This window comes from Methylopila sp. 73B (assembly GCF_000526315.1).
GTDB lineage: Bacteria > Pseudomonadota > Alphaproteobacteria > Rhizobiales > Methylopilaceae > Methylopila.
In genome coordinates, this window is record NZ_JAFV01000001.1 from 3820753 (window position 1) to 3847043 (window position 26291).

At 69.8% G+C, this 26291-nt stretch carries 24 protein-coding genes; 14 read left to right on the forward strand and 10 right to left on the reverse strand.

Translation table 11 applies throughout. The features are described from left to right. Positions 1 to 2: 2 nt before the first annotated feature. Both K244_RS0118295 and K244_RS0118300 read right to left on the reverse strand, forming a co-directional pair. Positions 3 to 3476 carry a helicase-related protein gene (locus K244_RS0118295; RefSeq protein WP_020187744.1) on the reverse strand — a complete coding sequence of 1158 codons (3474 nt, stop codon included), beginning with the start codon at positions 3474 to 3476 and terminating at the stop codon, positions 3 to 5. A gap of 215 nt (positions 3477 to 3691) precedes the next feature. Then, positions 3692 to 4546, reverse strand: coding sequence for a DUF3108 domain-containing protein (locus K244_RS0118300; RefSeq protein WP_020187745.1), 855 nt, complete (start codon positions 4544 to 4546; stop codon positions 3692 to 3694). Between the two features lie 325 nt (positions 4547 to 4871). Between K244_RS0118300 and rpmB the strand changes: the two genes are divergently transcribed. Beyond that, positions 4872 to 5180 (forward strand): 50S ribosomal protein L28, encoded by a 309-nt coding sequence (gene rpmB, locus K244_RS0118305; protein ID WP_024816597.1) that lies wholly within the window; start codon positions 4872 to 4874, stop codon positions 5178 to 5180. A gap of 28 nt (positions 5181 to 5208) precedes the next feature. Next, positions 5209 to 5817 (forward strand): queuosine precursor transporter, encoded by a 609-nt coding sequence (locus K244_RS0118310; protein ID WP_020187747.1) that lies wholly within the window; start codon positions 5209 to 5211, stop codon positions 5815 to 5817. A gap of 36 nt (positions 5818 to 5853) precedes the next feature. Here K244_RS0118310 and K244_RS0118315 read toward each other — a convergent pair whose 3' ends face one another. Beyond that, positions 5854 to 6825, reverse strand: a complete 972-nt coding sequence (locus K244_RS0118315) for a 2-hydroxyacid dehydrogenase (protein WP_020187748.1) — start codon at positions 6823 to 6825, stop codon at positions 5854 to 5856. A gap of 207 nt (positions 6826 to 7032) precedes the next feature. Here K244_RS0118315 and ugpC point away from each other — a divergent pair, with 207 nt between their 5' ends. The 5 genes from ugpC to K244_RS0118340 all read left to right on the forward strand — a co-directional run bounded on the left by ugpC (position 7033) and on the right by K244_RS0118340 (position 12519). Then, on the forward strand, positions 7033 to 8094 hold the full coding sequence (gene ugpC, locus K244_RS0118320; protein ID WP_020187749.1) for a sn-glycerol-3-phosphate ABC transporter ATP-binding protein UgpC: 1062 nt from the start codon (positions 7033 to 7035) through the stop codon (positions 8092 to 8094). Between the two features lie 72 nt (positions 8095 to 8166). Further along, complete coding sequence (locus K244_RS0118325) at positions 8167 to 9474, forward strand: ABC transporter substrate-binding protein (RefSeq protein WP_020187750.1); 1308 nt, start codon at positions 8167 to 8169, stop codon at positions 9472 to 9474. A 197-nt stretch (positions 9475 to 9671) separates the two neighbouring features. Beyond that, on the forward strand, positions 9672 to 10568 hold the full coding sequence (locus tag K244_RS0118330; RefSeq protein ID WP_155932055.1) for a sugar ABC transporter permease: 897 nt from the start codon (positions 9672 to 9674) through the stop codon (positions 10566 to 10568). A gap of 208 nt (positions 10569 to 10776) precedes the next feature. Next, positions 10777 to 11622: a carbohydrate ABC transporter permease gene (locus K244_RS0118335; protein ID WP_051460162.1), complete on the forward strand. Its 846-nt coding sequence runs from the start codon at positions 10777 to 10779 to the stop codon at positions 11620 to 11622. A 9-nt stretch (positions 11623 to 11631) separates the two neighbouring features. Then, positions 11632 to 12519 carry an NAD(P)-dependent oxidoreductase gene (locus K244_RS0118340; protein ID WP_020187753.1) on the forward strand — a complete coding sequence of 296 codons (888 nt, stop codon included), beginning with the start codon at positions 11632 to 11634 and terminating at the stop codon, positions 12517 to 12519. A gap of 51 nt (positions 12520 to 12570) precedes the next feature. On the opposite strand, the gene K244_RS0118345 is transcribed toward K244_RS0118340, so the two are convergent. The 4 genes from K244_RS0118345 to K244_RS0118360 all read right to left on the reverse strand — a co-directional run bounded on the left by K244_RS0118345 (position 12571) and on the right by K244_RS0118360 (position 15833). Beyond that, positions 12571 to 13524: a DMT family transporter gene (locus tag K244_RS0118345; RefSeq protein WP_020187754.1), complete on the reverse strand. Its 954-nt coding sequence runs from the start codon at positions 13522 to 13524 to the stop codon at positions 12571 to 12573. Then, positions 13524 to 14273 (reverse strand): SDR family NAD(P)-dependent oxidoreductase, encoded by a 750-nt coding sequence (locus K244_RS0118350; protein WP_020187755.1) that lies wholly within the window; start codon positions 14271 to 14273, stop codon positions 13524 to 13526. The genes K244_RS0118345 and K244_RS0118350 overlap by 1 nt, the downstream gene beginning before the upstream one ends. 150 nt (positions 14274 to 14423) lie before the next feature. Then, positions 14424 to 14906: a MarR family transcriptional regulator gene (locus tag K244_RS0118355; RefSeq protein WP_020187756.1), complete on the reverse strand. Its 483-nt coding sequence runs from the start codon at positions 14904 to 14906 to the stop codon at positions 14424 to 14426. 96 nt (positions 14907 to 15002) lie between these two features. Beyond that, positions 15003 to 15833, reverse strand: coding sequence for an ABC transporter ATP-binding protein (locus K244_RS0118360; RefSeq protein ID WP_020187757.1), 831 nt, complete (start codon positions 15831 to 15833; stop codon positions 15003 to 15005). Positions 15834 to 15879: 46 nt separating this feature from the next. Between K244_RS0118360 and K244_RS22285 the strand changes: the two genes are divergently transcribed. From K244_RS22285 to K244_RS0118375, 3 genes are all read left to right on the forward strand, one after another. Then, positions 15880 to 16527 (forward strand): hypothetical protein, encoded by a 648-nt coding sequence (locus K244_RS22285; RefSeq protein WP_245259791.1) that lies wholly within the window; start codon positions 15880 to 15882, stop codon positions 16525 to 16527. 18 nt (positions 16528 to 16545) lie between these two features. Next, positions 16546 to 17358 carry a creatininase family protein gene (locus tag K244_RS0118370; RefSeq protein WP_020187759.1) on the forward strand — a complete coding sequence of 271 codons (813 nt, stop codon included), beginning with the start codon at positions 16546 to 16548 and terminating at the stop codon, positions 17356 to 17358. A 75-nt stretch (positions 17359 to 17433) separates the two neighbouring features. Beyond that, positions 17434 to 17646 (forward strand): hypothetical protein, encoded by a 213-nt coding sequence (locus tag K244_RS0118375; RefSeq protein WP_020187760.1) that lies wholly within the window; start codon positions 17434 to 17436, stop codon positions 17644 to 17646. Positions 17647 to 17653: 7 nt separating this feature from the next. On the opposite strand, the gene K244_RS0118380 is transcribed toward K244_RS0118375, so the two are convergent. Further along, positions 17654 to 18610: an alpha/beta hydrolase gene (locus K244_RS0118380; RefSeq protein ID WP_020187761.1), complete on the reverse strand. Its 957-nt coding sequence runs from the start codon at positions 18608 to 18610 to the stop codon at positions 17654 to 17656. Between K244_RS0118380 and K244_RS0118385 the strand changes: the two genes are divergently transcribed. Both K244_RS0118385 and K244_RS0118390 read left to right on the forward strand, forming a co-directional pair. Next, complete coding sequence (locus K244_RS0118385) at positions 18609 to 19172, forward strand: secondary thiamine-phosphate synthase enzyme YjbQ (protein ID WP_020187762.1); 564 nt, start codon at positions 18609 to 18611, stop codon at positions 19170 to 19172. The two genes, K244_RS0118380 and K244_RS0118385, sit on opposite strands and share 2 nt — an antisense overlap. Positions 19173 to 19312: 140 nt before the next feature. Continuing rightward, on the forward strand, positions 19313 to 19984 hold the full coding sequence (locus K244_RS0118390) for a response regulator transcription factor (protein WP_036307088.1): 672 nt from the start codon (positions 19313 to 19315) through the stop codon (positions 19982 to 19984). A 320-nt stretch (positions 19985 to 20304) separates the two neighbouring features. Here the strand turns inward: K244_RS0118390 and K244_RS0118395 are convergent, their stop codons facing one another. Continuing rightward, a complete protein-coding gene (locus K244_RS0118395) occupies positions 20305 to 23808 on the reverse strand; it encodes a PAS domain-containing hybrid sensor histidine kinase/response regulator (RefSeq protein WP_020187764.1) in 3504 nt (1167 codons plus the stop codon). Between the two features lie 171 nt (positions 23809 to 23979). Between K244_RS0118395 and mscL the strand changes: the two genes are divergently transcribed. Both mscL and K244_RS0118405 read left to right on the forward strand, forming a co-directional pair. After that, a complete protein-coding gene (gene mscL / locus K244_RS0118400) occupies positions 23980 to 24408 on the forward strand; it encodes a large conductance mechanosensitive channel protein MscL (RefSeq protein ID WP_024816604.1) in 429 nt (142 codons plus the stop codon). 6 nt (positions 24409 to 24414) lie between these two features. Then, positions 24415 to 25029, forward strand: a complete 615-nt coding sequence (locus K244_RS0118405; protein ID WP_020187766.1) for a glutathione S-transferase family protein — start codon at positions 24415 to 24417, stop codon at positions 25027 to 25029. Between the two features lie 10 nt (positions 25030 to 25039). Here K244_RS0118405 and dapE read toward each other — a convergent pair whose 3' ends face one another. Then, positions 25040 to 26191, reverse strand: a complete 1152-nt coding sequence (dapE, locus tag K244_RS0118410; RefSeq protein WP_024816605.1) for a succinyl-diaminopimelate desuccinylase — start codon at positions 26189 to 26191, stop codon at positions 25040 to 25042. Positions 26192 to 26291: the final 100 nt, after the last annotated feature.

Here is a 26291-nt window from a genome sequence, read left to right on the forward strand (position 1 = left end):
GTTCAGGCGTCCGCGTCGCCGTTCTTACCGGTGCCCTTGCCGGCCTTGCCGCCGCCGTTCTTGCCGGCGCTCGCCTTTCCGCCCTGCTCGAGCTGGGCCTTCAGGGCCGCGAGCTTCGCGAAGGGCGAGTCCGGGTCCGGCGCACGATCGGGGCGTTTCGCCGGGGACGGCGCGGCGTGCCGCGCTCCACGGTCTTCACGGTCGGGACGCGGGCGATCCTGCCCGGGCCGGCCGCCGTCGCGGCGGCCGCGGAACGGCTCGCCGCCGCCCGGCCGGTTTTCGCCGCGGTTGCGGTCGCTCCCGAAGCGGGGACGCTCGCCCGCCGGGCGGCCGGGTCCGTCGCGACGGGCCGCCTCTCCGCCCTCGCGGCGCGGCTGCTCGGCGCCGCCGCCCTCGCGACGGGGCCCGCGCGCCTGGTGCGGACGTTCGCCGCGCGGCTCGCCCGGGCGGCCCTGCTCGCGGCCGCGTGGGCGCTGGTTGTCGCGCCGGCCGAAGCCTGCAGGACGCCACACCTCGATCATCTCGGGCTCGGTCGCCACCGCGTCGGCGGCGGGCGCGTCCGGCGCGGCGTCGAGCGCGGTCTCGGCGGCGCTTTCGGCCGCCGCTTCCGCGGTCTCCGCCGCAAGTTCCGGCGTGTCGACGCCCTCGTCCTCCAACGCAGCCTCGACCGTTTCCGGCTCCGGCTCGTCGGCGTCGATCGGATCAATCAGCGCGGGCGCCTGGTCGCCGGCGTCGAACACCGGCGTGTCCTCGACCACGACCGCGTCGTCGGCGTCCGCAACGTCCCCGGCGTTCGCCTCCTCGAGGGTCGCCACGACTTCCTCGTCGCTCACCTCGGGAGCTGCGCCCTCGACCGAAAGGTCGGGCTCCGCCACGTCGGGCGCGGCGGTTTCGATGGTTTCGGCGACGTCGTCGACCGACTGAGCAGCCTCGGCGGCGTCCGCCTCAGGCGCCGCCAGCGCGGCGGCGACGGGCGGCGACACGGGCGCCTGGGCCTTGGGCCGCCGCTCCATGCGGTAGCCCAGCGACTTCAGGATGGTCGCGAAATCGTCGCCGGAACAGCCGGCGAGCGAGGTCATCGCCACCGTCACCGTGAAGGCGTTGCCGCCGAAGGCGCCGGCCGGGACCGCGCCGGACTGGCCGGGCTTCCAGGCGATCGCGGGCCGGATCAGGTCGGCCAGCCGCTCGAGGATGTCGACCCGGATCGCCCGCTCGCCGCAGACGCGGTAGCCGAGCGCCCGGTACACGCCCTTGTCGATCTCGGCGTCGACCGGGATCGAGGTGCGGCCGGAGGCGGCGAGGTGGGCGATGTCGTCGACCTTGCCGTCGGAGTCCTTGCCGTGGGTCAGCGCCCAGAGCTGGGCGGCGAGCGCACGCGGCGCCGGCTTCATCAGGGCCGGCAGGTAGAGGTGATGCGCGCCGAAGCGCACGCCGTACTTGCGCAGAGCGGCGCGCGACGGCTGGTCGAGGCCCTTGACGTCCTCCGCCACCTGCGCCCGGTCGAGCACCCCGAGCTCCTCAACGAGCTGGAACGCCACGCCGCGGGCGACGCCGGTGACGTCCTCGGCCTGCTCTAGCGCGCCGAGCGGCCCCAGCAGCTTCTGCACATGCGCGCGGATCCACTGGTCGAGCCGCTTTTCGACCTGCTCGCGGGCCGCGCCCGTTAGCTGATCGTCAGCGAGGATGCGGATGCGGGGGCTGAGCGTCTTGTCGCCCTTCGACAGCTTGCCGACGAGCTCCCCCTGCCAGCGCACCGCGCCGTCGGAGGCGAGCACCACGTCGCCGTCGCCCACATTGGAGAACCGGTTGGCCCTGGCCTCGATCTCGCCCGCGAGCGCCTTCGAGGCCGCCGCGCGCAGCGCCTTGCCCTCGACGGTGTCGGCTGACGAGTCCGGGGCGAACTGGAAGCCCGCGAGCCGTCCGACGTGGTGGCCCTCGACGACCACGTCGCCGTCCTTGTTGATTTCGGCCTCCAGCATGTCCTTTTCCCTGAGGCGGCGCATGAGAACGCTGGTGCGGCGATCGACGAAGCGTTGGGCGAGCCGCTCATGCAGCGCATCCGAAAGCTTGTCCTCGACGCCGCGCGTCACTCCTTGCCAGTGGTCCGGGGCGCTCAGCCAATCCGTGCGATTGGCGACGAACGTCCAGGTCCTGATATGCGCGATGCGCGCGGAAAGCGTGTCGATGTCCCCGTCGGCGCGGTCGGTCATTGCGACCTGCCGCGCGAACCAGTCGGTCGGGACCTTACCCGCAGAGCTCAGAAAACCATAGAGCTCCGCGAGAAGTTCAACGTGCTGGGCGGGCGCGATTTTGCGGTAGTCCGGCACCTGGCAGACGTCCCACAGCAGTTCGGTCCGCGCGCGGCCGCGCGCGGCGTCCCTGACGGCCGGATCGCGCGCGAGCGTCATGAGGGCGCGGACGTCGTCGGCGTCGGGCGCGCGCGTGAGGCCTTGCTCCGCCGGCGGCCGGGACAGGCTGTCGATCAGGGCGCCCGGCGAGCCGAAGTCGAGCTTGCCGTTCCGCCACTGCAGCACCCGGACGCTGTCGAAGCTGTGGGCCTCGATGCGCTCGGCCAGCTCCGGCTCGAACGGCGCGCAGCGGCCGGTGGTGCCGAAGGTCCCGTCCTTGAGGTGGCGGCCGGCGCGGCCTGCGATCTGGGCCATCTCGGCCGGGTTCAGCCGGCGGTGCTGGTGGCCGTCGAACTTTCGGTCGCCGGCGAAGGCGACGTGGTCGACGTCGAGGTTCAGTCCCATGCCGATCGCGTCGGTCGCGACGAGGTAGTCGACGTCGCCCGCCTGGTACATCGCGACCTGGGCGTTGCGGGTGCGGGGGCTGAGCTTGCCGAGCACCACCGCCGCGCCGCCGCGCTGCCGGCGGATGAGCTCGGCGATGGCGTAGACCTCCTCGGCCGAGAAGGCGACGATGGCGGTGCGCGGGGGCAGGCGGGTGATCTTGCGCTCGCCCGCGAACAGGAGCTGCGACAGGCGCGGCCGGGTCACGATGTTCGCGCCGGGCAGCAGGCGCTCCACCAGCGGCCGCATGGTGGCGGCGCCGAGCACCAGGGTCTCGTAGCGCCCGCGACGGTTCAGCAACCGGTCGGTGAAGACGTGGCCGCGGTCAAGGTCGGCGCAGAGCTGGATCTCGTCGATCGCGACGAAATCGACGTCGAGGTCGCGCGGCATGGCCTCGACGGTCGAGACCCAGTAGCGCGCGCCGAACGGCTTGATCTTCTCCTCGCCCGTGACGAGAGCGACCTTCTCGACGCCGACCTTCTCGACCAGCCGGCCGTAGACCTCGCGCGCGAGCAGGCGCAGCGGCAAACCGATCAGCCCGGAGCCGTGCGCCGCCATGCGTTCGATGGCGAGGTGGGTCTTGCCGGTGTTTGTGGGTCCGAGCACCGCCGTGACGCCGCGGCCGCGGAAGGGCGCGGCGAGGTCCGAGGCGGCGGCCGGCGCAAGATCTGCGACATCGGTCATTCACCTCTCCTTAGCATCTCGACGCGGCGGGATGCACGCGCCGCGAGTCCAGGGAGACGGCCTTCGACCGGAACGGGTCTGGAACGAACGGGGGGCGAATCGGCGACCTGACGAAAATTCGCGATTCGTTCCAAAGGCTTGAATCGACTCGCGGTTTTGGAGGGCGCCCCGAAGACGACGTTGTGCGGCTGAAAGCCTCAGGTCCCGAAGGCGGATCAGAGATCCTTGTCCTCGATCGACGCCCGCTGCGCGGGCGCGCCGACCGTGAACGAACTGGCCGCGATCACCGCCATGCCGATCTCGGTGCGCACCGCGATCTTCCACGGCAGCAGCACGGGCGCCCCGGCGACCGGCGCGAGCCAGATCTCCATGTCCTTGTTGCTCTCCATGAACTCCACCTGCTTGCGGCCGGGCCGGTGGCCGGAGATCGCCTTGTACGCCGCCTTGCAGACGACGACCTTGCCTTCGTACTGGCCGGGACCGGGGGTGGAGGGCTTCACCGTCTCGAAGCGGTCGAACCTCAGCCCCACGTCGAAGCGCTGGCGGCCGTCGAACACGGGCAGCGTGCGGTCGCAGGCCGCGGGCGCGAGCGGATCGCCGCCGCTCGCCACCGGCATCATCAGCGCGCTGACCGGATCGACGACGCCGCGCTTGTCGGCGTCGGAGATCGGCACGATGCCTTCCGTCCGCGGCGGGGGCTCGACCGACATGGTCCGCACGGCGCCGGACACCAGCGCGAAACGGATGACCTGGCCCTTCTCGCCGGACCTGGTGTTGATGGCGTAGGCGGTCGGGGTCACGTGGTCGGGGCGGAACGCTCCCCGCGAGGTGGCCGCGCCGCGGCCCCCGGTTAGAAACTTCGCGAGGCCGGTCATGCGGGCGCTCACGTTCATGTCGTAGGACGAGCCCTTAAATCCTGCCTGCATCGAGGCCGCGCCGATGCCGAACCCGGCGAGAGTCAGATCGTAGCGGGCGCGCACGCGGGTTTCGGCGGCGTCGGCGGCGGAGGCGGCTGCGAGCCCGACGGTTGCGGCGAGCAGCAGGGCGGCGGTTTTGTGCGGAACGGGCATCTGCGATCGGCTACTCGATGAGGCCTGCGGGCCAGTCGGGACCGCGTCGGCCGTTGGGCGTAAAAGACCAGGCTTCCGTCGCATGTAGAGCCGGATCGTGCCCCTTGTGAGGCCGTCCGGCCGCCCGCCATCGCCTGAAACCCGTGGCGCGCTAGGTGCAAATCCCGAATCTTTCGACGCGGGACGCCGCCGAATTGTTGACGCCCGCGACGGCGGCGTCTATAGCACGGCCTTCTTTTTGAGGCTCCGACGCGAAAAGCGCGGACCGATCAGGTCCGCGACGAGATCGTTCGTTCGGGCCGGCACGACATCTCAGGAGTCACCCATGTCCCGGCGTTGCGAATTGACCGGCAAGGCCGTTCTGAGCGGTCACAAGGTCAGCCACTCGAACCACAAGACCAAGCGCAAGTTCCGCCCGAACCTGGTGCAGGTCTCGCTGATCTCCGAGGCGCTCGGCCGTTCGGTCCGCCTGCGGGTGTCCGCCCACGCTCTGCGTTCGGTGGAGCACCGTGGCGGCCTCGACGCCTTCCTGACGAAGGCGTCCGAGCTCGACCTCAGCCAGGGCGCGCGCGAGCTGAAGCGCAAGATCGCCAAGTCCGGCGACGCTCCGGCCGCCGAGGCCGTCGCCTCCTGATCTTGCGGTCTCGCGGAGGGCGCACCTCATGGCGCGTCCCGCCGTCGACCCTGTCAGCCTGATCGTTCCCGCCGCCGCGATGGCCCTGGTCGTCGCGGCGTCGAACGTTTTGGTGCAGCATCCTGTCGAGGCTTTCGGCCTTGGGGACAAGCTGACCTGGGGCGCGTTCACCTATCCGCTCGCCTTTCTCGTCACGGATTTGACCAACCGACGTTTCGGCCCGGCCGTCGCGCGCCGCGTGGTCTATGTCGGCTTCGCGGTCGCGGTGCTGCTGTCGTTCGGCTTGGCAGCGCCGCGCATCGCGATCGCGTCGGGGGCCGCGTTCCTGTTCGGCCAGTTGCTCGACGTCGCCGTTTTCTCGAAGCTGCGCCGGCTGGCGTGGTGGCGGGCGCCGCTCGCCGCGAGCCTCCTCGGCTCGGCGGTCGACACCGCCGTCTTCTTCACGCTTGCCTTCGCCGGCGACGTCGCGATGTCCGCCCCCGTGACGCCGCTCGGCGCCGCGGTCGCCGTTCCGCTGTGGGTCAGTCTCGCCGGCTTCGACTTCCTGGTGAAGATTCTCGGCGCGTTTGTTTTGCTCGCGCCCTACGGCGCGCTGATGCGCGCCATCCGCCCATTCGAAGCCGCGGCGGCTCAGTAGCGGCCGCCGCGACGCCGGCGCGCGCGTCCGCGCGCTTTACGCCTTCCACCCCGCGAATGGCGTCTCCGCCACCGGCGTGAGCGGCGGCTCGCCTTTCGCGAAGGCGGTAAGGTTGTCGACCACGAGCTGGGCCATGGCCTGGCGCGTCGCGGTCGAGGCCGACCCCACGTGCGGCAGCAGCACGGCGTTGGGAAGCGCGATCAGTTCGGCCGGGACCTGCGGCTCCTTCTCGAACACGTCGAGCCCCGCCGAGAGGATAACCCCATCCCGAAGCGCGGCGATCAGCGCCTGCTCGTCGATCACCGTGCCGCGCGCGACGTTCACCACCACGCCGTTGGCGCCCAGCGCCGCCAGAACCTCGGCGTTGATCAGCTTGGCGGTCGACGCGCCGCCGGGGATGATGACGATCAGCGTGTCCACGTCGCGCGCCATGGCGACGAGGTCGGGGTAGTGCCGAAAGCTCACCTCGGGGTTCGGTTTGCGCGAGTGGTAGACGATCGGCAGATCGAAGGCCTGAAGCCGCTTCGCGATCACCTGTCCGATGCGCCCCATGCCGACAACGCCGACCGTGCGGCCGCGCAGGCTCGAGGTCAGCCGGTACGGGCCCTCTTTCGCCCAGCGCCCCTCGCGCACATGGGCCTCCGCAGGCCCGAACTCGCGCACCGCCGAGATCAACAGGCCGACCGCGGTGTCGGCGACCTCGTCGTTCAGTACGTCGGGCGTGTTGGTGACGATGACGCCGTTCTTCGAGGCCCAGCCGGCGTCCACGAGGTCGTAGCCGACGCCGAAGTTCGACACGATCGCGAGCTTCGGGAAGCGCGACAGCAGCGCCTCGTCGACCGGCCGCTTGCCGAACACGCCGATCGCCTGGACCTGTTCGGCGATCTCCGACAGCAGGGCGTCCTCCGGGTTCGCTTCCCACAGCCGATGGGTCTCGAAGGTCTGCTCGAGCGCAGCGAGCGCCGCCTCCGGCGGGCGGCCGGTCAGGAGCAAAACGGGGCGCGTCATGAGGCGATCCTATTGATTGATAGATGAGGAGCGCGCGGACTTTAGCCGCTCACGAGGACCATCATCAAACGTGAAAGGCGCCTTTCGATTTTCTTGTGCGCGCCCCGAACATCTGTGCAATATGCGCAGGCCTGATGCGCGGCTCGCGTATGACGGCTCTGCCGAGCGGCGCCCTCGAGAGCGCGGCCGGCGCAGGGAGGACACTGAATGGCATCCGTCGAGATCCGCGACGTCCGCAAAGCCTATGGCTCGACCGCCGTCATCCATGGCGTCAGCGTCGACATCCAGGACGGCGAGTTCGTCATCCTCGTCGGGCCGTCCGGCTGCGGAAAGTCGACGCTGCTGCGGATGATCGCGGGCCTCGAGAGCATCACCGGCGGCGACATCCTGATCGGCGGGCGGGTCGTGAACGACGTGCCGCCCAAAGAGCGGGACATCGCCATGGTGTTCCAGAACTACGCGCTCTATCCGCACATGACGGTGGCGGACAACATGAGCTTCTCGATGAAGCTCAGGAAGGCGCCGCAGTCCGAGATCGACGCCCGCGTGAAGACCGCGGCCGGCATTCTCGGCCTCGAAAAGCTGCTCGACCGCTACCCGCGCCAGCTTTCCGGCGGCCAGCGCCAGCGCGTCGCCATGGGCCGCGCCATCGTGCGCGATCCGCAGGTCTTTCTGTTCGACGAGCCGCTGTCGAACCTCGACGCCAAGCTGCGCGTCGAGGTGCGCACCGAGATCAAGGAGCTGCATCAGCGGCTCAAGACCACGACGGTCTACGTCACCCACGACCAGATCGAGGCCATGACCATGGCCGACAAGATCGTGGTGATGCACGACGGCGTCGTCGAGCAGATCGGCGCGCCGCTCGAGCTCTACGACAACCCCGCGAACACCTTCGTCGCCGGCTTCATCGGCTCGCCCTCCATGAACTTCATCAAGGGCAAGGTGGCGACCAACGGCTCCGCCACGTTCCGCACCGACGACGGCGTCGATCTTCCGCTCACGCGCGCGCCGGCCGCCTCCGACGGGCGCCCGGCGATCTACGGCGTGCGGCCCGAGCACTTCACGGTGTCCGACAGCGGCCTTCCCGCCGAAGTGGTGGTGGTGGAGCCCACCGGCTCCGAGACCCAGGTCTTCGCGAAGCTCGGGCAGAAGGAGGTCGTCGGCATCTTCCGCGAGCGGATCTCCATCGCGCCCGGCGACAGGATCATGCTCGCCCCGAACCCCGGCCTCGTCCATCTGTTCGACGCGGAGACCGGCGTCCGAATCTGATTGTCCCGACTGCTTTTTCCGACGCACCGCCGGCGCTCAAGAACGATCGGCGGACGTCCCAAGGAGGAACCGATGAAGTTTACCCGACGCGACGTGCTCGCGACCGGCGCCGGCCTGGGCGCGGCCTCTCTGATCGGCGGCATGCCGGCCTTCGCGCAAAGCGCGACGGCCAAGATCGAGCCGGAGAAGGGCGCCAGCCTGCGCGTTCTGCGCTGGTCCCCCTTCGTGAAGGGCGACGAGGACGCCTGGATCGCCAACACCAAGAAGTTTACGGAAGCGACCGGCGTCGAAGTCCGGATCGACAAGGAAAGCTGGGAGGACATCCGTCCGAAGGCGGCGGTCGCCGCCAACGTCGGCTCGGGCCCGGACATCATGTTCGTGTGGTTCGACGACCCCCAGCAGTATCCCGACAAGCTGCTGGACGTCAGCGACATCGCCGGCCAGATCGGCTCGGCCCATGGCGGCTGGTACGAGGGTCCGGCGTCCTACGCCCAGAGCGGCGGCAAGTTCGTCGGTCTGCCGCTCGCGGTCATCGGCAATGCGGTGTGCTACCGCGACAGCTGGGCGAAGCAGGCGGGCTTTTCGGAGTTCCCGAAGGACACCGCGGGCTTCCTTGAGCTCTGCAAGGCGCTCAAGGGCATCAACCATCCGGCCGGCTTCACGCATGGCCACGGCGTCGGCGACGGCAACAACTACGCGCACTGGCTGCTGTGGAGCCACGGCGGCCAGGTGGTCGACGAGAACAGCAAGGTCGTGCTCGACAGCCCCGAGACGATCGCGGCGGTGAAATACGCCTCCGAGCTCTACAAGACCTTCATTCCCGGCACCGAGAGCTGGCTCGACGTCAACAACAACCGCGCCTTCCTCGCGGGCGAAGTGTCGATGACGGCGAACGGCATCTCGCTCGCCTACGCCACCAAGAAGGATCCGAAGCTCGCCGAGATGGCGGCGGATCTGAAGACCACGAACTTCCCCGTGGGCCCGGTCGGCAAGAAGGTCGAGCTGTTCCAGGTCACGACGCTGATCGCGTTCAAGTACACGAAGTTCCCGAACGCGGTGAAGGCGTACATGCAGTTCATGTACGACGAGGCGCAGATGGCGGACTGGGTCACGCAGTCGAGCGGCTACTGCTGCCAGACGCTCAAGGGTTACGCCAACAACCCGGTGTGGACCGCCGATCCGCTCGCGGCGCCCTACGCGGTCGCCTCGGAGACGCTGCGCCCGAACGGCTACGCCGCCCCGCTCGGCACCGCCTCGGCGGGGTTCATGGCCGACTACGTGCTCGTCGACATGTTCGCCGAAGCCGTGACCGGCCAGCGGAGCCCGGAAGAGGCGGTCAAGCGCGCGGCCAAGCGCGCAGAGCGCTACTACCGGACGTGAACTCGGTGCGCGCCTGATGAAAAGCGTCATCCCGGACGGCCCATCGGGCCGATCCGGGATCGCCCGCCGGATAAGGCGCTTCTTCCTGACGACGATCCCGGCTCGACGGCTCCGCCGTCGTCCGGGATGACGGCCCAGAGGCCCGCATGACCGCCGCCGCAGATCACCTGACCCATCCGGCCGCAAGGCGCTCGCTGATGTCGCGGATCGCGCACAGCCGGCACCTGCTCGGCCTCGTCTTCATGCTGCCGGCGGCGATCCTGCTGCTCGTGTTCCTGACCTATCCGCTCGGCCTCGGCGTCTATCTCGGCTTCACCGACACCACGATCGGCCGCGACGGCATCTGGATCGGGCTCGAGAACTACGAGCTCTTGATGGAGGACAGCGTCTTCCTCCTGTCGGTCTTCAACACGATCTTCTACACGTTCGTGGCGTCGATCCTGAAGTTCGGCCTCGGCCTCTGGCTTGCGCTGATCCTGAACGAGCACCTGCCGTTCAAGGCGTTCTTCCGCGCCATCGTGCTGCTGCCTTGGGTGGTGCCCACCGTGCTGTCGGCGATCGCTTTCTGGTGGATCTTCGACGCGCAGTTCTCGGTGCTGTCCTGGGCGCTGATCAAGCTCGGGATCATCGAGAGCAACATCAACTTCCTCGGCGACCCCTGGGCCGCGCGCGCCTCAGTGATCGCGGCCAACGTCTGGCGCGGCATCCCCTTCGTGGCGATCACGCTGCTCGCCGGCCTGCAGACGATCTCGCCCTCGCTGCACGAGGCCGCGACGCTGGACGGCGCGACCTCCTGGCAGCGCTTCCGCCACGTCACCCTGCCGATGCTCACCCCGATCATCGCGGTGGTGATGACCTTCTCGGTGCTCTTCACCTTCACCGATTTCCAGCTGATCTACGTTCTGACCCGCGGCGGGCCGGTGAACGCCACCCACCTGATGGCGACCCTGTCGTTCCAACGCGCCATCCCCGGCGGCAATCTGGGCGAAGGCGCCGCGATCGCGGTCGCGATGATCCCGTTCCTGCTGGGCGCGATTCTGTTCAGCTATTTCGGCCTGCAGCGCCGCAAGTGGCAGCAGGGGGGGGCGGACTGATGGAACGGTCCCTAATCGTCATCCCGGCCGAAGCGGCGCAGCCGCGCAGAGCCAGGATCGCCCCAAGGACAAAGCGCCTATTCCGGCGCACGATCCCGGCTCTCCGCTTCGCTGCGGCCGGGATGACGACTGCGAGGCTTTCATGACCGCCGCCCACACAGCCGCCGCGCCTCGGGCGAAGAAGGCCAAGGTCGCCGACGAAGGCGGCATGGGATTTCACGACAAGCTGCCGCGGAAGATCGTCACGATCTACATACCGCTCGCGATCTTCGTGTTCGTGCTGCTGTTCCCGTTCTACTGGATGGCGATCACCGCCATCAAACCGAACGAGCAGCTCACCGACTACGCCAACTACAGCCCGTTCTGGGTGGCGAAGCCGACGCTCGACCACATCAAGTACCTGCTGTTTGAGACCTCCTACCCGAACTGGCTCTGGAACACGGTCGTCATCTCGGTCTGCGCCACGGCGCTGTCGCTGGTCGCCTCCGTGTTCGCGGCCTACGCCATCGAGCGCCTGCGCTTCCGCGGCTCCAAGATCGTCGGCCTCGGCATCTTCCTCGCTTATCTCGTGCCGCCGTCGATCCTGTTCATCCCGCTCGCGCTGATGGTGTTCAAGCTCGGGCTCTACGACACCAAGTTCGCGCTGATCCTGACCTATCCGACCTTCCTGGTGCCGTTCTGCACCTGGCTGCTGATGGGCTACTTCCGGTCGATCCCTTACGAGCTGGAGGAGTGCGCGCTGATCGACGGCGCCAGCCGCTGGCAGATTCTCACCAAGATCATGCTGCCGTTGGCGGTCCCCGGCCTGATCTCGGCGGGAATCTTCGCCTTCACGCTGTCGTGGAACGAGTTCATCTACGCGCTGACCTTCATCCAGTCGTCGGAGGGCAAGACCATCCCGACCGGGGTGCTGACGGAGCTCGTGCGCTCCGACGTCTACGAGTGGGGCTCGCTGATGGCGGGCGCGCTGTTCGGGTCGCTGCCCGTCGTCATCCTCTACTCGTTCTTCGTGGACTACTACGTCTCGTCGATGACCGGCGCCGTGAAGGAGTAAGCCTTGGGAATGGAACGCATCGGTTTCGTCGGTCTTGGCCTCATGGGCCACGGCATGGCGAAGAACCTGGTCGAAAAGGGCCATCCCCTCACCGTGATCGCCCACCGCAAGCGCGAGGCCGTCGAGGCTCTCGTCGGCCGGGGAGCGAGCGAGGCGAAGAGCCTGGAGGAGCTCGCCAAGGCCTCCGACGTGGTCGTCATCTGCGTCACCGGTTCGCCGCAGGTCGAGGAGGCGGTAGCGGGCCTGAAGGCGCATCTCGCCTCCGGGGCGCTCGTGATCGACGCCTCGACGGCGGACCCCACCTCGACCGCCAAACTCCACGCCGAGCTGAAGGCGATCGGCGTCACGCTGGTCGACGCGCCGCTCGCGCGCACGCCGAACGAGGCCTGGGAGGGCAAGCTCGACACCATGGTCGGCTGCGATCCCGAGACCTTCGCGCGGGTGAAGCCGATCGTGTCGACCTACGCCTCGAACGTGGTCCACGTCGGACCGTTCGGCGCCGGCCACACGCTGAAGCTCGTCAACAACTTCGTCGCCCAGGGCTACGGCGCGCTCTACTCCGAGGCGCTGGCGGTCGCCATCAAGTCCGGCATCGCGCCGAAGACCTTCGACGCCTGGATGCGCGGCACGCGCATGATGAACGGCTACTACGACACCTTCATGCGCTCGGCGATCGACGGCGAGACCGAGGCCTTCCGCTTCACCGCCCGCAACGCGCTGAAGGATTGCCTCTATCTCGAGTCGCTCGAGAACGGCCTCGCGATGTCGAATCCGCTCTCGAACGCGGTGAAGAACATGTTCGCCCACGCGGTCAGCCAGGGCCGCGGCGACGAGTACGTGCCGGTGATCGCCGAGCTGGTCGCGAAGGCGAACGGCGTGACGATCGCGAAGGCGTAAGGGACGGCGTCGTTCCCGCCGGTCTCCGGACAGATGCGGGCGCCCCCCGCGTCAGCGCTCCGGTCCGGCGGGGGCGATGTCAGCGGTCTTCACCACGCGGCCGCGCCGCTCGCGCATGAGCAGGTAGAGCCCCGAGCCGATGACGATGCCGGCGCCCGCCAGCGTCCACAGGCCGGGCACATGCCCGAAGATCGCGAAGCCGAGCGCCGCCGCCGCGATGAGCTGGGTGTAGATGAACGGCGAGAGAACCGCCGCCGGCGCCAGCCGATGCGCCGCGATGAAGAAGTAGTGGCCGAGCGCGCCGAAGCCGCCGACGGCGACCATCAGCATCCACCCCTGCCACGTCGGCCAGGTCCAGACGAAAGGCGCGAGCGGCGTCACGATCGCGGCGCCGATCAGGCTCGAATAGAACAGCGTGGTGGAGGTGGCGTCATGCCCCGCCAGCATGCGCGTCATGATGATGTAGAGCGCGTAGAACAGGCAGTTCAGGAACGACAGCGCTGCCGCGGGATGGATCCCGCCAAGCCCCGGCCGGGTCACCACCAGAACGCCGAGGAAGCCGACCAGGATGGCCGCGAGCCGCTTCGGCCCGACCCATTCGCCGAGCATCGGCCCGGCGAGGATCGCCACCACGAACGGCGTCGCGAAGGTGATGGTCATCGCTTCGTCGAGCTGCAGGTACTTCAGGGCGACGAAGTTGCAGGCGGTCGACAGCACCAGCAGCGTCGCCCGTCCGATCTGCAGCGGCAGCTTCTTCGTCTTCGTGATCCCTGGCGTCGTCCATGGGTTGAGGAAGAGGAAGGCCAGCAGGAAGTGGAAGGCGTAGCGCGCCCAGACCGCCTGGATCGCGTGCATCTGGTGGTTCAGCGTCTTCGCGATCGCGTCGAGGCACGCGAAGCAGGCGAGCGCCGCCATCATCAGGCCGATGCCCTTCAGCCGCGCGGCGCGCGCCGCCTCGCTCGTGGCCTCCAGATTGCCCGCGAACCGCGGGGAGCCGTCGGCCATCAGTAGGTCGCCCGGCCGCCCGACACGTCGAACACGGATCCGGTGGTGAAGGAGCATTCCTTGGACGCCGCGAACACGATGAGGCTCGCGACTTCCTCGACCTCGACGAACCGTCCGCGCGGGATCTTCGACAGCATGTAGCCGATGAACTCCTCGGTCATCTGCGAGAAGATCTCGGTCTTGGCGGCCGCCGGCGTCACCGCGTTGACGGCGATGTCGTAGGTCGCGAGCTCCTTGCCGAGCGATTTCGTCAGCGCGATCAGCGCGGCTTTCGAGGCGGAGTAGGCGGGGGCGTTCGGATTGCCCTCCTTGCCGGCGATCGAGGCGACGTTGACGATGCGGCCGTAGCCCTGGCCGATCATGACGGGCGCGACCGCGCGGCAGCAGTGGAACGGGCCGTCGAGGTTGATCGCCATCACCTGGCGCCAGGCGTCGAGGTCGTACTCCCAGGTCGGCGCGTTGGGGCCGGCGATCCCGGCGTTGTTCACCAGCACGTCGATTCGGGAGAACTGGTCGAGCGTCGCGTCGCGGGCGCGCTCCACCGAGCCGTAGTCCGTGACGTCGACGGCGACGGCCATGGCGGCGGGTCCGAACTCGCGGGCCGTCTCTTCGGCCTTCGCTGCGTCGCGGTCCCACAGCGCGACGCGCGCGCCGCCTTCGATCAGACGTTCGGCGACGGCGCGGCCGATGCCGCGCGCGCCTCCGGTGACGACCGCGGCGCGGTCGGCGAAATCATAGGTGTTGGCCAAGGCGTGTCCTCGAACGGGGTCGGCCGATCTTGTCGTCGTCGCGACCGGAGGCCAAAAATGTTCACGAGATGAAAAAAAGAACAAGTCCGGCTGGTGACGTCGGGACGTGAGCCCCGCGCATGCGGCCGCCCTACGTGTTGTCGAAGACCACTATTCGTCGGCGTCTTCGGCGTGATCCTCGGCCGGCGCCGGAGCCCCGCCGAGCTGCACGCCAAGGGTCCGCCCCATCTTGCGAAGCAGCTTCTTGAGCCGCTTCCGGTCCTTGCCGTCGAGCCCCTCGACCATCTCGCCTTCGAGCCTCGCCCAGACCTCCTCGACCGCGTCCGCGCGCCGTCGGCCCTCGTCCGTGAGCCCTACGCGCACCACGCGGCCGTCGCCGCCGGGCGCCGACCGTCGCTCGACCAGAGATTGCGCGGCGAGGCGGGCGACCGTCTTCGACGCCGTCGGCGGTCGGACACGGAGATGGGCGGCGAGATCGCCCATCGTGCGGTCTTCGTCGGCGAGCAGCGTCAAAACCTGCTCTTGCCCGGGAAACAGGCCGAGTTCGCTGAGGAGTTGCGCGGCGCGCGCGCGGTGCAGCCGCGCCGCATGGACCAGCTCGTAACCGACGGTCTTCGAATAGGGGCTTTTCATTGGATATGCCTCGGCCGCCCGACCGATGCTATGCGTGAGAGACTTCTTAAAGTCGACTGCGGCGCCTCACTCTTTAGGCGTAGGCGCCATGTTTATTTATCCCGCGTCGGTTGCAGCCTCCAGCGCCTGCGACACGGCCCTGCAAAGCGCGGCGTAGGCCGTGCTCATCCGAAAGCCTGAAGAGCGCGGTTCGTCCGCCGTCACAGCGATCTCAGCCGCCGCGCGGCCGGGCCTCGGCGTCATCACGATGATCCGATCGGCGAGATAGACGGATTCGAAGACGGAGTGGGTGACGAACACCACCGTCCATCCATGCTCCCGCTTCAGAGCGAGCAACTCGTCGTTGAGCTTGAAGCGGCTGATCTCGTCGAGCGCGCCGAACGGTTCGTCGAGCAGCAGCAGGCGGGGTCGGGCGGCAAGGGCCCGCGCGATCGAGACCCGCATGCGCATGCCGCCGGATAGCTCCCCGGGATAGGCTCCCGCCCGGTCGGCGAGGCCGACGCGTCCGAGCGCCTCCGCGACCCGCGGCGCCGACGCCGCGCGGCCGACGCCCCGCAGCCGCAGCGGCAGACGCACATTGTCCGCGACCGTCGACCAGGGCGCGAGCGTCGGGTCCTGCAGCACCATGCCGATGTCCGCGGCCGCCGCCGGATCGCGCCAGACGACGGCGCCCGAGGTCGGCTCGGTCAGGCCCGCGATCATCCGGAGCGCGGTGGACTTGCCGCAGCCGGAGGGGCCGAGCACCGCCACCACTTCGCCGTCGCCGACCGTCAGATCGAACCCGTCGAGCGCTGCGATCTCACGGCCGGAGGGGCGGCCCCCGCGGGCTCCCGGCGCGGCCTTAGTCGGGGCGAAAGTCGTGGAGGCGAAGGTCTTGGAGACCCGTTCGAGCGCGACGAGGGGCGTGGGCGATAGGCTGTTGGTCATCGGCGGCACTATGCCGACGCGGCGCGGGCTCCGCTATGATGGCGGCATGAGCCTGTTGATCACCGCCTTCGGCGCCTTCGACGGCGGCTGGAATTGCTCCGAGCGCCTGCTCGACGCCCTGGAGGACGAGCGCGAGGCGCTGGCCGCGCTTTGGGGCGGGCCGGTCGCCTTCGTGCGCCTGCCCGTCGACACGGAGGCGATCGCCGACCATTTGCGCGTCGCGCTCGCCGCCCATCGACCGACCCACCTCCTGCTCATGGGCCAAGCCGCCGGCCGCGCCGGCCTGTCGCTCGAGCGGATCGCCCGCAACGATCGCGACCTGCTCACGCCGGACGCCTGCGGACGCTGCGGCGCGCTGGGGCCGGTCGATCCGGCCGGACCGGAGAGGCGGGACGCCACCTGGCCGGACCTTGCGGGCGTTGTCGTCAAACTCGCGGGCGAGGGGATGCCGGTCGCGCTGTCCGACGACGCGGGCCGCCATCTCTGCAACCAGACGCTCTACCTCGCGCTCGGCGTCGAAGGCCTGAACGCGGCGTTCCTGCATCTGCCGCTGCTGCCGGAGCAGGCGGCCGAGGGTCTGCCCGCGGCGCAGGGCGGCCGGCCGACGCTGCCTTTGGACGATATGAGGCGTGCGGTCCGCGCGCTTCTGTTGCATAGCAGGCGTTTCGCGGCGGCCTCAGCCGCGGAAAGCTGACGCCGCCGAGGATCGACGATGACGCTGCCCCGCCGCCGCTGGACCGAGATGACCACGGAGGAGTTCCGCAACGGCGACGTGGCGACCTGGATCGCGGTGCTGCCGGTGGCGGCCGTCGAGCAGCATGGGCCGCACCTGCCCGTCGGCGTCGACGCCATGCTGGGCGACGGCTACCTCGAGCGCGCGCTGGCGCTGGTCCCGGAGGATCTGCCCGTCACGGTCCTGCCGATGCAGACCATCGGCGCGTCGGCCGAGCATCTCGCCTTCCCGGGCACGCTGACCCTGTCGGCCGAGACGACGATCCGCGCGTGGACCGAGATCGGCGCCTCGGTGGCGCGCGCCGGCGTGCGCAAGCTGATCCTGCTCAACAGCCACGGCGGCAACACGTCCGCGCTCGACGTGGTGGCGCGCAATCTGCGGATCGCGCATGGCATGCTGGCGGTGGTCACAAGCTGGCACCGGCTGGGCTATCCGGCCGGCCTGTTTTCCGCCGACGAGCTTCGGCACGGCATCCACGGCGGCGAGATCGAGACCTCTGTCATCCGCGCGCTGCGGCCCGAGCTCGTCCAGATGGACCGGGCGGAGCACTTCCGCTCCACGACCTACGCCATGGAGCGCGACTTCGCGCACCTCCGCGCCTCGACGCCGGCGGGATTTGGCTGGATGACGCAGGACCTTCACCTCTCCGGCGCTGTCGGCGACGCCGCCTCCGGAACCGCGGAAGCAGGCGAGGCCGCGCTGGACCACGGCGCGGCGGCCTTCGTGGACCTGCTCCGCGACGTGCGCGGGTTCGCGCTCGACCGGCTGGCGAAGGGGCCACTCGACCGCTGAGATCGGCTCGACAAGCGCCGCAAGCCGTCCCACCATGGGCGCCGAAAAAGGTTCAAGAACAGGAGGCCGACCGCCATGCAGGACGTTCGTCAGGAGGGGCAGCTGATCCAGGGTCTCGCGGTGATCGAGACAACGGAGAGCGACAACGTTCTGCGCTGGGACGGCGAGATGCTCTACGTGGAGCACGACGTTTACCACAACGGCCAGCTGGTGCACCGGAAGTACCGCCGCCGCGTCACCGCCGACGTCGCCCGCACGCTTCTCACCACGGTGGCGAAGGCGTCGTAGCTCCGCCTCACCCTTCCAAAAACGCCTCGATGCGTTCCAGCGCCGGCTCGGCCTGCGGGTCGGGCAGCGCAATGTGAACGTGCGGAGAGCCGGGCCAGACCGCGAGTTCCGCTTGGTTGCCCGCCGCGGCCCAGCGCGCGGCCATGAACAGCGTGTCGTCCACCAGCGGGTCGCGCCCGCCCACGGTGAAGATCGTGGGCGGCAGTTTGGCGAGGTCGCCGTAGAGCGGAGAGACGTCAGGAGCCTGACGGTCCTCGCCGCCCTGCAGGTACTGCGCGACGAACATCCTGAGGTCGCGCGCGCCGAGCACGAGGCCCTTCGGCTGGAAGCTGCGGGCGCTCGGCGTGAGACCGAGGTCGAAGCAGCCGGCGGTGAGGTTCGCGCGGGAAAACGGCGTCAGTCCATGTTGGTCGCGCAGCCGCAGCAGGGTGACGACCGCGAGATGCGCGCCGGCCGATTCGCCGCCGATCAGCAGCCGCTCCACGCCGAACCGTTGCTTCGCCTCGCGGATCAGCCACAGCGCCGCCGCCTCGCAGTCGTCGGGAGCGGCGGGGTAGGGGTTCTCGGGCGCGAGCCGGTACTCCACCGAGACGCAGGCGAGGCCGAGGTTGGCGGCGAAGCGATCGAGCCGCGGATCGTCCTGATCCGCGGAGCCGAAGGTCCAGCCGCCGCCGTGGATGTGAAGATAGACGCCGGTCGCCTGCGCCGGGGCCGCGATCACCCTGAGCTGCAGCGGACCGCCCGGGCCAGGGATCGTCATGATTTCGGCCCGCGCCGACTTCGGCTCCCCGATGAAGGGGCTAAGCCCCAGCTTGCGCCGCTCGCGCACCGCAGCGGGGCCGATCGACCACGTGTCCGGCGCGCCGGCCGCCTGCGCCATCAGGCGCTCGTTCAGGGCGACGGTCCCCTCGGGAGCCGCGTCGGGCACGAAGGCGGCGGGGTCGATCGTCAGAAGAGGCGTCATGGTGGCGTCCGGAAAGCTGGCGGCGCGGCGGGACTGGGAGGAAACCGCCGTCGGGGGGCTTTCCGCAAGCCCGGGACGGCGCGACATTCAGCCGATGAGCCAGGATTCTCCCGCCGCCGGCGTGTCGTCGGGCCCCGCGCCGCACCAGTGCATCGGGCGAATCACCGTCCGCACCCGCGGGCCGGGCCTCGTCGACGTCACCGCGCGCGTGGCGGCCGCGCTGCGCGAGGGGCGCGCGGGAGACGGGCTGCTCACGCTGTTCGTGCGCCACACCTCCGCCTCGCTCACCATCCAGGAGAATGCGAGCCCGGAGGTGCGCGACGACCTCGTGGACGCCTTGGACAGGCTCGCCCCGCGCGACGCCGGCTGGCGTCACGACCTCGAAGGGCCGGACGACATGCCGGCCCATGTGAAGACCATGCTGACCGATGTTTCGCTTTCGATTCCCGTGATTGCAGGCGCGCCCGCGCTCGGGACGTGGCAGGGGATTTATCTCGTCGAGCATCGCGATCGGCCGCATGAGCGGGAGATCGTGGCGCATTTCATCGGCGCGGCGATATGACAGCGCTGTCATTACGGGAAGGAAGGTCTTCGCGCTGCAACGAAATCTTGCGTCTTTCGCTGCGAACGTGTTGAAGATGTGAGCACGGACTACGTAACGCATCGACTTCCGTGTGGCGGGGGCGCTAAGACGACTTCATGATGACGATCGCCGAATCCTCCGCGTACCGCCTGCTCATTGCCGACGATCACCCGCTGTTCCGCACCGCACTCAAAGAAGCGGTGAAGGAAGAGGCGGCGGAGATCGTCGAAGCTGGATCCTTCGACGCCGCCACCAAAGCCCTCGAAGAGGACTCCTCCTTCGATCTGGTGCTGCTGGATCTGACGATGCCCGGCGTCAGCGGCTTCTCCGGCCTGATGTACCTGCGCGCGCAGTACCCCGCGATCCCGGTGGTCGTGGTGTCGGCCAACGAGGACCCGGCGACCATTCGCCGCTGCATGGACTTCGGCGCCTCGGGCTTCATTCCCAAGACCCTCGACGTCTCCCAGATGCGCGTCGCCGTGCGCGTCGTGCTGGCCGGCGACAACTGGACGCCGCCGGACCTCGACCTGTCGCTCGCGACCGACGACCAGACCGCCAAGCTTGTCTCCCGCCTCGGCACGCTGACGCCCCAGCAGGTCCGCGTGCTGATGATGCTGAGCCAGGGCCTGCTCAACAAGCAGATCGCCTACGAGCTCAGCGTCTCCGAGGCGACGGTGAAGGCGCACGTCTCTGCGATCCTCGCCAAGCTCGGCGTCGAGAGCCGCACCCAGGCGGTCATCGCCGCCTCCAAGATCGAAGCCGGCCAGTGGCCGGAGCGCGCGGCGAGCTGACAGCCGGGCTGCGGCGCAGCCGTCCGCGAACGCGACTGACCAAGCGACGGCGCCGAATCGGATTCGGCGCCGTTCGCATGTCCGGGTCATGGCGCAGTGCGGGAGGCGTTTTCCGGGTTGGACGCGGGCGATCCCTCCTCAAGCGAAGCTTGGGGAGGGTGGCCTTGGCGAAGCCAAGGTCGGGTGGGGTCTTGGGCGTAGAGCACCTCAGCGGCGGCAGGGCGTCGTTCTGAGCCCACCCCACCCGGCCGGGCTTCGCCCGTCCACCCTCCCGTTCCGGGGGAGGGATCCCCGCGCTTCACCCCGTGGTCATGAGATCCTCACTCCGCCGCCGCGGCGCGTTGGGCGAGGAGCTGGGCGAGCAATGCGCGGAGCGCGGCGGGACGGATCGGTTTCGGAAGCACCTGGACGTCCTTCTCCGCCGCCTGCTCCCGCAGGCCCGGCGATCGATCAGCGGTGATCAGGATCGCAGGGATCGGCTGCCCGAGCTTCCAGCGCAGGTTGACGATCGCCTCCAGCCCGTCCGCCTCGTCGAGGTGGTAGTCGGCCAGCAGCGCGTCGGGCGTCAGCTTGCGCGCGCGCATCAGCGCTTCGGCCTCGCGCTGGTTGGCGGCGGTGAGCGCGGTGCAGCCCCAGCCGCTCAGCAAGGTCGCCATGCCGTCGAGGATCGCCGGCTCGTTGTCGATCGCGAGCACCACGAGGCCGACAAGCGCGGCGCCGCGCGAGCCGACGAGACCCTCGACGGGCTTCGGCGCGGGCAGCGCCACCGCGGTCGGCAGCTCGATCGAGAACACCGAGCCCATCCCCGGCTTGGAGCGCAGCGTCAGGGGATGGTCGAGCACGCGCGCGATGCGCTCCACGATCGAGAGGCCGAGGCCGAGCCCCGGGGCGACCTTGGCGCCCTGTTCGAGGCGCTTGAACTCGCGGAACACCAGTTGCTGCTGGCCCGAGGCGATGCCGAGGCCGGTGTCCCACACCTCGACCCGGATCCGGCTGTCCGGCAGGCGGCGCACGCCGACGATGACGCGGCCGGCCGGCGTGTACTTGATGGCGTTGGAAACGAGGTTCTGCAGCAGGCGGCGCAGCAGCCGGCGATCGGAGCGCACGGCGAGGCTGGTCGGCACCACCGCGAGCTTCAGTCCCTTGTCGGCCGCGACCGGCGCGAACTCGCGGCCGAGCTGGCCGGTGATCTCGTCGAGGCGGAACACCGAGAGCTCGGGCTTCATCGCGCCGGTGTCGAGCCGCGAGATGTCGAGCAGGGCGGAGAGGATCTCCTCGACCGCGTCCAGCGAGGCGTCGACGTTGCGCGACAGCCGGCCGAAGTCCTCCTCGGGCGTCGTCCGCTCCACCAGGCTGGTCGCGAACAGCCGCGCGGCGTTCAGCGGCTGCAGGATGTCGTGGCTGGCGGCCGCGAGAAAGCGCGTCTTCGAGATGTTGGCCTCGTCGGCCACCGTCTTGGCGCGGGCGAGCTCCTGGTTCAGACGCGTCAGCTCGCGGGTGCGCTCGCGCACCCGGCGCTCGAGGTTCTCGTTCGCAAGCTCCAGCGCCTGCTGGGCGTTCACCGTCTCGGTGATGTCGGTGTAGGTCGTCACTACGCCGCCATCCGGCATGCGGGCGGAGCGGATCTCGATCACGCGCCCCGAGGGCTGCAGGCGGGTGCGCAGGGTCTCCAGCCGCACCACGAAGCGCTGGATGCGGTCGGCGACGAACTCCTCCTCGTGCACCGGGCCGTAGAGTCCGCGAGCGGCGTTGAAGCGGAAGATGTCGTCGAGGCCGACGCCGGCGTGGATCATCTGTTCCGGCAGGTCGAACAGCTCCCGGAACTCGCGGTTCCAGGCGACCAGCTTCATGTCGCCGTCGATCGCGGTGATGCCCTGGCGGGCGTTGTCGAGCGCGGTCTGCAGCACGTCGCGGTTCGACTGCATGGCGGCGGAGGCGTCGTCGAGCAGCCGCAGAGCGTCCTGGGTCGTCACGTTGCGGCGGCTGAGCAGCAGCGATAGCACGAGGCGCGAGGAGGCGGCGCCGATGGCGGAGGCGAGCAGGTGTTCGGCGAAGCGCAGCGTCTGCACGTCGGCCTCCGCCTTCGGCTCCAGCGGCACGCCGCGGCCGCGGGCGAAGCCGGCGAAGGCCCGGTCGGCCCGGTCGGCGCCGAGGTAACGTCCGACGGTCTGGACGAGGTCGCTCGTCGTCACGCGCGAGCGCCAGGGGCGGAAGCTGCCGGCGGCCTGTGCGGGCGCAGGCGGCGCGCCGCCGTCCGAGAAGGCCTCCGCCTGCTGGCTCTCGATCTGGGACGGCGCGCGGAGCAGGGAGACGAGCACGAAGGCGAGCGTGTTGAGCAGCAGGCTCCAGAACACGCCATGGGCCAGGGGATCGTCCATGCCGGCGCCGAACAGGCTGCGCGGCGCGAGCCATGCGAGGCCGTAGGGCCCGTCGTCCAGGAACGCGACGGAACCCGGCCAGTGGCTGGCGAGAGCCGGGACGGCGAGCGTCCAGGCCCATGTCACAAGGCCGACGGAGAGACCGGCGATCGCGCCGCGCGCCGTCGCGCGCCGCCAGGCGAGGCCGCCGAAGAAGGCGGGAGCGAGCTGCGCGATCGCCGCCAGCGACAGCAGGCCGAGGCTCGCCAGCTGCGCGGCGCCCGCCAGCCGGTGGGCGGCGTAGGCGCCCAGCAGGATCACCACGATCGCGAGCCGCCGGAAGCCGAGCAGCCGGCGGCTCATGTCCGGCCGGGAGGTCTCGGGGCCCTTCAGCAGGGCGGGAATGACGAGGTCGTTCGACACCATGATGGAGAGGGCGACGCTCTCCACCAGCACCATCGCGGTCGCCGCCGACAGCACGCCGGTGAGCGCAATCACCGCGACCCAGGGCGCATCGGCGGCGAGCGGCAGGGCGAGCACGTAGACGTCCGGGTCGACCCCGCGCCCGGCTCCGAAGGTCGTCAGCCCCGCCGCCGCGATCGGCGCGACGAACAGGCTCATAGCCACGGCGTAGAGCGGGAACAGCCAGGCGGCCGTGGCGGTCTCGTCGGCGTCGCGGGCCTCGACCACCGTCACGTGGAACTGGCGCGGAAGCAGGAAGGCGCCGAGGAACGAGAGCAACGCGAGCGCGGCGAAGGAGGCGGCGGACGGCGCGTGCTCGAAGGGCGCCAGCACGCCGGCCGCGGACGCCCGAGCATAGAGGTCCGTCGGGCCGTCGAACAGGCTCCAGACCACGAAAGCGCCGACGGCGAGGAACGCGCCGAGCTTCACGACCGATTCAGTCGCGATCGCCAGCATGAGCCCCTCGTGGCGCTCGGTCGCCTCCACCTGCCGGGTGCCGAACAGGCAGGCGAAGACCGCGAGCGCGAGCGCGGCGGCGAGCGCGGGATCGACCGGCAGATCGCGCCCCAGCGCCGTTCCGAGCGCGAGGGTGATGGCCTTGAGCTGCAGCGCGAGATAGGGCGTCGCGCCGATCACGGCGGCGATCGCGACGAGACCCGCGACCCGTTGGCTCTTGCCGTAGCGGGCGCCGATCAGGTCGGCGATCGAAGTGATGTTGTTGGCCTTGGCGAGCCGGACCACCCGCGCGACGAGCGGCCGGAACGCGCCGATCGCGACCACTGCGCCGAGCGTCAGCGCGAAGAAGGTCCAGCCTGAGTTCGCCGCCAGGCCGACCGAGCCGGCGAAGGCCCAGGCGGTGCAGTAGACGCCGAGACCGAGCGCATAGAGATGCGGGCGGATGCGGCCGGCGAGCCAGGCCGGCCGCCGCGCCTCGCCATAGGCCGCGACGCCGAGCAGAAGGGCGAGGTAGGCGGCGGCGACCGCGACGATGATCCAGCCCTGCACGCGTCCGTCTCCCGGCTTCTTACGTCCGACCCGGCGACCATACACTGGCGGCGTTCGCCAGGACTGCATCAACCGTCAAGAACTTCGTCGCCTTGCCTTCCGTCAAACCTCCGTTAACGTCCAGTGATCATTCGGCCAAGGCCGGCGCAGCGTTGAGGGTCAGACATGTCGGTGCTCCAGGAATTCAAAGAGTTCGCCATGAAGGGCAACGTCGTCGACCTCGCGGTCGGCGTCATCATCGGCGCGGCCTTCGGCAAGATCATTGAAAGCCTCGTCGGCGACATCTTCATGCCGATCATCGGCTCGATCGTCGGCGGGCTGGATTTCTCGAACTACTTCCTCGGCCTGTCCTCCGCCGTCAACGCCACCTCGCTGGCCGAGGCCAAGAAGCAGGGCGCGGTTCTCGCCTACGGTAACTTCCTGACGATCGCCATCAACTTCGCGATCATCGCTTTCATCCTGTTCCTGATCATCAAGGCGGTGAACCGCTTGAAGAAAAAAGAAGAGGCAAAGCCCGCCGCCGTCGCCGAGACGCCGCAGGACGTGAAGCTGCTCGGCGAAATCCGCGATCTGCTCGCCGGCCGTCAGGCGCAGGTCTGAGCCGCGGTGGCCCCGCGCTTCGTCCTGCATCACCATCCGCAGTCGCGCGCGCAGCGGGTGCGGTGGCTGCTCGAGGAAAGCGGCGAGGCTTACGAACTCGTCGCCCACGACTTCGAAGCGCGCACCCACAAGGCGCCGGACTTCCTGGCGCTCAACCCGGACGGCAAGCTGCCGACGCTGATCGACCGTGGTCCCAACGGGACGTGGTCGACCGTGGTGACCGAAAGCGCGGCGATCGTGATCCATGTCGCCGATGCCGCGGCGGTGGACGGCCTCGCGCCGCCGCCGAGCGACCCGGCGCGCGGCGCCTACCTGAACTGGATCGTCTACATGGCGGCGGCGGTGGAGCCCGCGCTCGCCGACGCCGCCTACCCACGCGCGTCTCCGCCGCCCGCCTCGGCGATCGGGTGGCCGCCCTTCGAGGCGACGGTGGCGCGCATCGCGGCGCAGCTCGCCCGGACGCCCTACATCGTCGGCGCTCGTTTCACCGCGGCCGACGTCATGGTCGGGTCGATGCTCGGGTGGACGCGGTCCTGGGGGCGGCTTCCCGAACCGAAGCGTTTCGACGACTACCTCGTGCGGATCGCCGCCCGGCCAGCGAACCAGAAGGTGTTCGGCTGAGCGCTCCCGTTCAGCCGAAGGCGGTCGCGAGCGCCCGCTGGTAGATGCGCGTCAGCGTCTCGAGGTCGGCGACCGCCACCCGCTCGTCGATCTGGTGCATGGTCTGGCCGACGAGGCCGAACTCCACCACCGGGCAGTAGCTCTTGATGAACCGCGCGTCGGAGGTGCCGCCGCCGGTGGTGAGCGCCGGCCGCCGCCCGGTCTCGGCCTCGACGGCCGCGCAGAGCGTCTCGACCAGCGGACCCTGCGGCGTCAGGAAGGCCTCGGCGTTCGGCCGCTCGAAGGCGAGCGCGTAGTTGCCCGCGCCGATGGCGTCGTCGAGCCGCTCGGCGATCAGCGCCATCAGGCTCGCCGAGGTGTGGAGATCGTTGTAGCGCACGTTGAACTGCAGGGCGGCGTCGCCGGGGATGACGTTGTAGGCGCCCGTCCCGCTGCGGACGCCGACGACCTCGAGGTTCGACGGCTCGAAGTGCTCCGTCCCCTCGTCCAGCGGCTCGCCCATCAGCGCGGTGAGCGCGGGCGCGAGCTCCCGGACGGGATTGCGGGCGAGGTGGGGGTACGCGACGTGGCCCTGCAGGCCGGGAAGCGTGACCACGCCCGACAGGCTGCCGCGGCGACCGATCTTCGCGACGTCGCCCAAGGCCTCAGGGTTCGTGGGCTCGCCCAGCAGGCAGCCGGAGAAACGCTCGCCGCGCGCATGCGCCCATTCCAGCAGCTTCGCCGTGCCGTTGATCGCCGGACCTTCCTCGTCGCCGGTGATGAGGAAGGCGACCGGCCCGCCGAGCTCGCCGCCGCCCTCGAGCGCGCGGGCGACCGCGGCCACCATGCAGGCCACCGCGCCCTTCATGTCGACCGCGCCGCGGCCGTAGAGCTCGTCGCCGACGATCGTCCCTGAGAACGGCTCATGGCTCCAGCGGGCCTCGTCGCCGGGCGGGACCACGTCGGTGTGGCCGGCGAACACGAAGGCTTCGCCGGCGCCGCGCCGGGCGTAGAGGTTCGCGATGTCCGGCGTGCCCTCGTCGGAGAACACCGGGCGGTGGATCTCGAAGCCGAGCGGCGCCAGCAGCCGCTCCAGCAGGGCGTGGGCTCCGCCTTCCTCGGGCGTCACGCTCCGGCAGGCGATCAGCGCCTGCGCGACCGCGACGGGATCTCGGGGGTCGATGGGCATCGCGCGCGTTCTCCCGCGAGGCGCCCCCTCACCCGTCATCGCTGACGCGATGCCGACCTCTCCCCGCTGGGGAGAGGTAAGGAAGCGGCTCCGT

Bases quoted from the DNA above. Each gene is read 5' to 3' on its own strand.
- K244_RS0118360 (WP_020187757.1), bottom strand. From the start codon at position 15,833: ATGACCAACAGCCTATCGCCCACGCCCCTCGTCGCGCTCGAACGGGTC.
- K244_RS0118310 (WP_020187747.1), top strand. From the start codon at position 5,209: ATGGCGCGTCCCGCCGTCGACCCTGTCAGCCTGATCGTTCCCGCCGCC.
- K244_RS0118330 (WP_155932055.1), top strand. From the start codon at position 9,672: ATGTCGCGGATCGCGCACAGCCGGCACCTGCTCGGCCTCGTCTTCATG.
- K244_RS0118355 (WP_020187756.1), bottom strand. From the start codon at position 14,906: ATGAAAAGCCCCTATTCGAAGACCGTCGGTTACGAGCTGGTCCATGCG.
- K244_RS0118380 (WP_020187761.1), bottom strand. From the start codon at position 18,610: ATGACGCCTCTTCTGACGATCGACCCCGCCGCCTTCGTGCCCGACGCG.
- K244_RS0118385 (WP_020187762.1), top strand. From the start codon at position 18,609: ATGGTGGCGTCCGGAAAGCTGGCGGCGCGGCGGGACTGGGAGGAAACC.
- K244_RS22285 (WP_245259791.1), top strand. From the start codon at position 15,880: ATGAGCCTGTTGATCACCGCCTTCGGCGCCTTCGACGGCGGCTGGAAT.
- ugpC (WP_020187749.1), top strand. From the start codon at position 7,033: ATGGCATCCGTCGAGATCCGCGACGTCCGCAAAGCCTATGGCTCGACC.
- rpmB (WP_024816597.1), top strand. From the start codon at position 4,872: ATGTCCCGGCGTTGCGAATTGACCGGCAAGGCCGTTCTGAGCGGTCAC.
- K244_RS0118300 (WP_020187745.1), bottom strand. From the start codon at position 4,546: ATGCCCGTTCCGCACAAAACCGCCGCCCTGCTGCTCGCCGCAACCGTC.
- K244_RS0118370 (WP_020187759.1), top strand. From the start codon at position 16,546: ATGACGCTGCCCCGCCGCCGCTGGACCGAGATGACCACGGAGGAGTTC.
- K244_RS0118375 (WP_020187760.1), top strand. From the start codon at position 17,434: ATGCAGGACGTTCGTCAGGAGGGGCAGCTGATCCAGGGTCTCGCGGTG.
- K244_RS0118335 (WP_051460162.1), top strand. From the start codon at position 10,777: ATGGGATTTCACGACAAGCTGCCGCGGAAGATCGTCACGATCTACATA.
- K244_RS0118345 (WP_020187754.1), bottom strand. From the start codon at position 13,524: ATGGCCGACGGCTCCCCGCGGTTCGCGGGCAATCTGGAGGCCACGAGC.
- K244_RS0118390 (WP_036307088.1), top strand. From the start codon at position 19,313: ATGACGATCGCCGAATCCTCCGCGTACCGCCTGCTCATTGCCGACGAT.
- K244_RS0118295 (WP_020187744.1), bottom strand. From the start codon at position 3,476: ATGACCGATGTCGCAGATCTTGCGCCGGCCGCCGCCTCGGACCTCGCC.
- K244_RS0118340 (WP_020187753.1), top strand. From the start codon at position 11,632: ATGGAACGCATCGGTTTCGTCGGTCTTGGCCTCATGGGCCACGGCATG.
- K244_RS0118315 (WP_020187748.1), bottom strand. From the start codon at position 6,825: ATGACGCGCCCCGTTTTGCTCCTGACCGGCCGCCCGCCGGAGGCGGCG.
- K244_RS0118325 (WP_020187750.1), top strand. From the start codon at position 8,167: ATGAAGTTTACCCGACGCGACGTGCTCGCGACCGGCGCCGGCCTGGGC.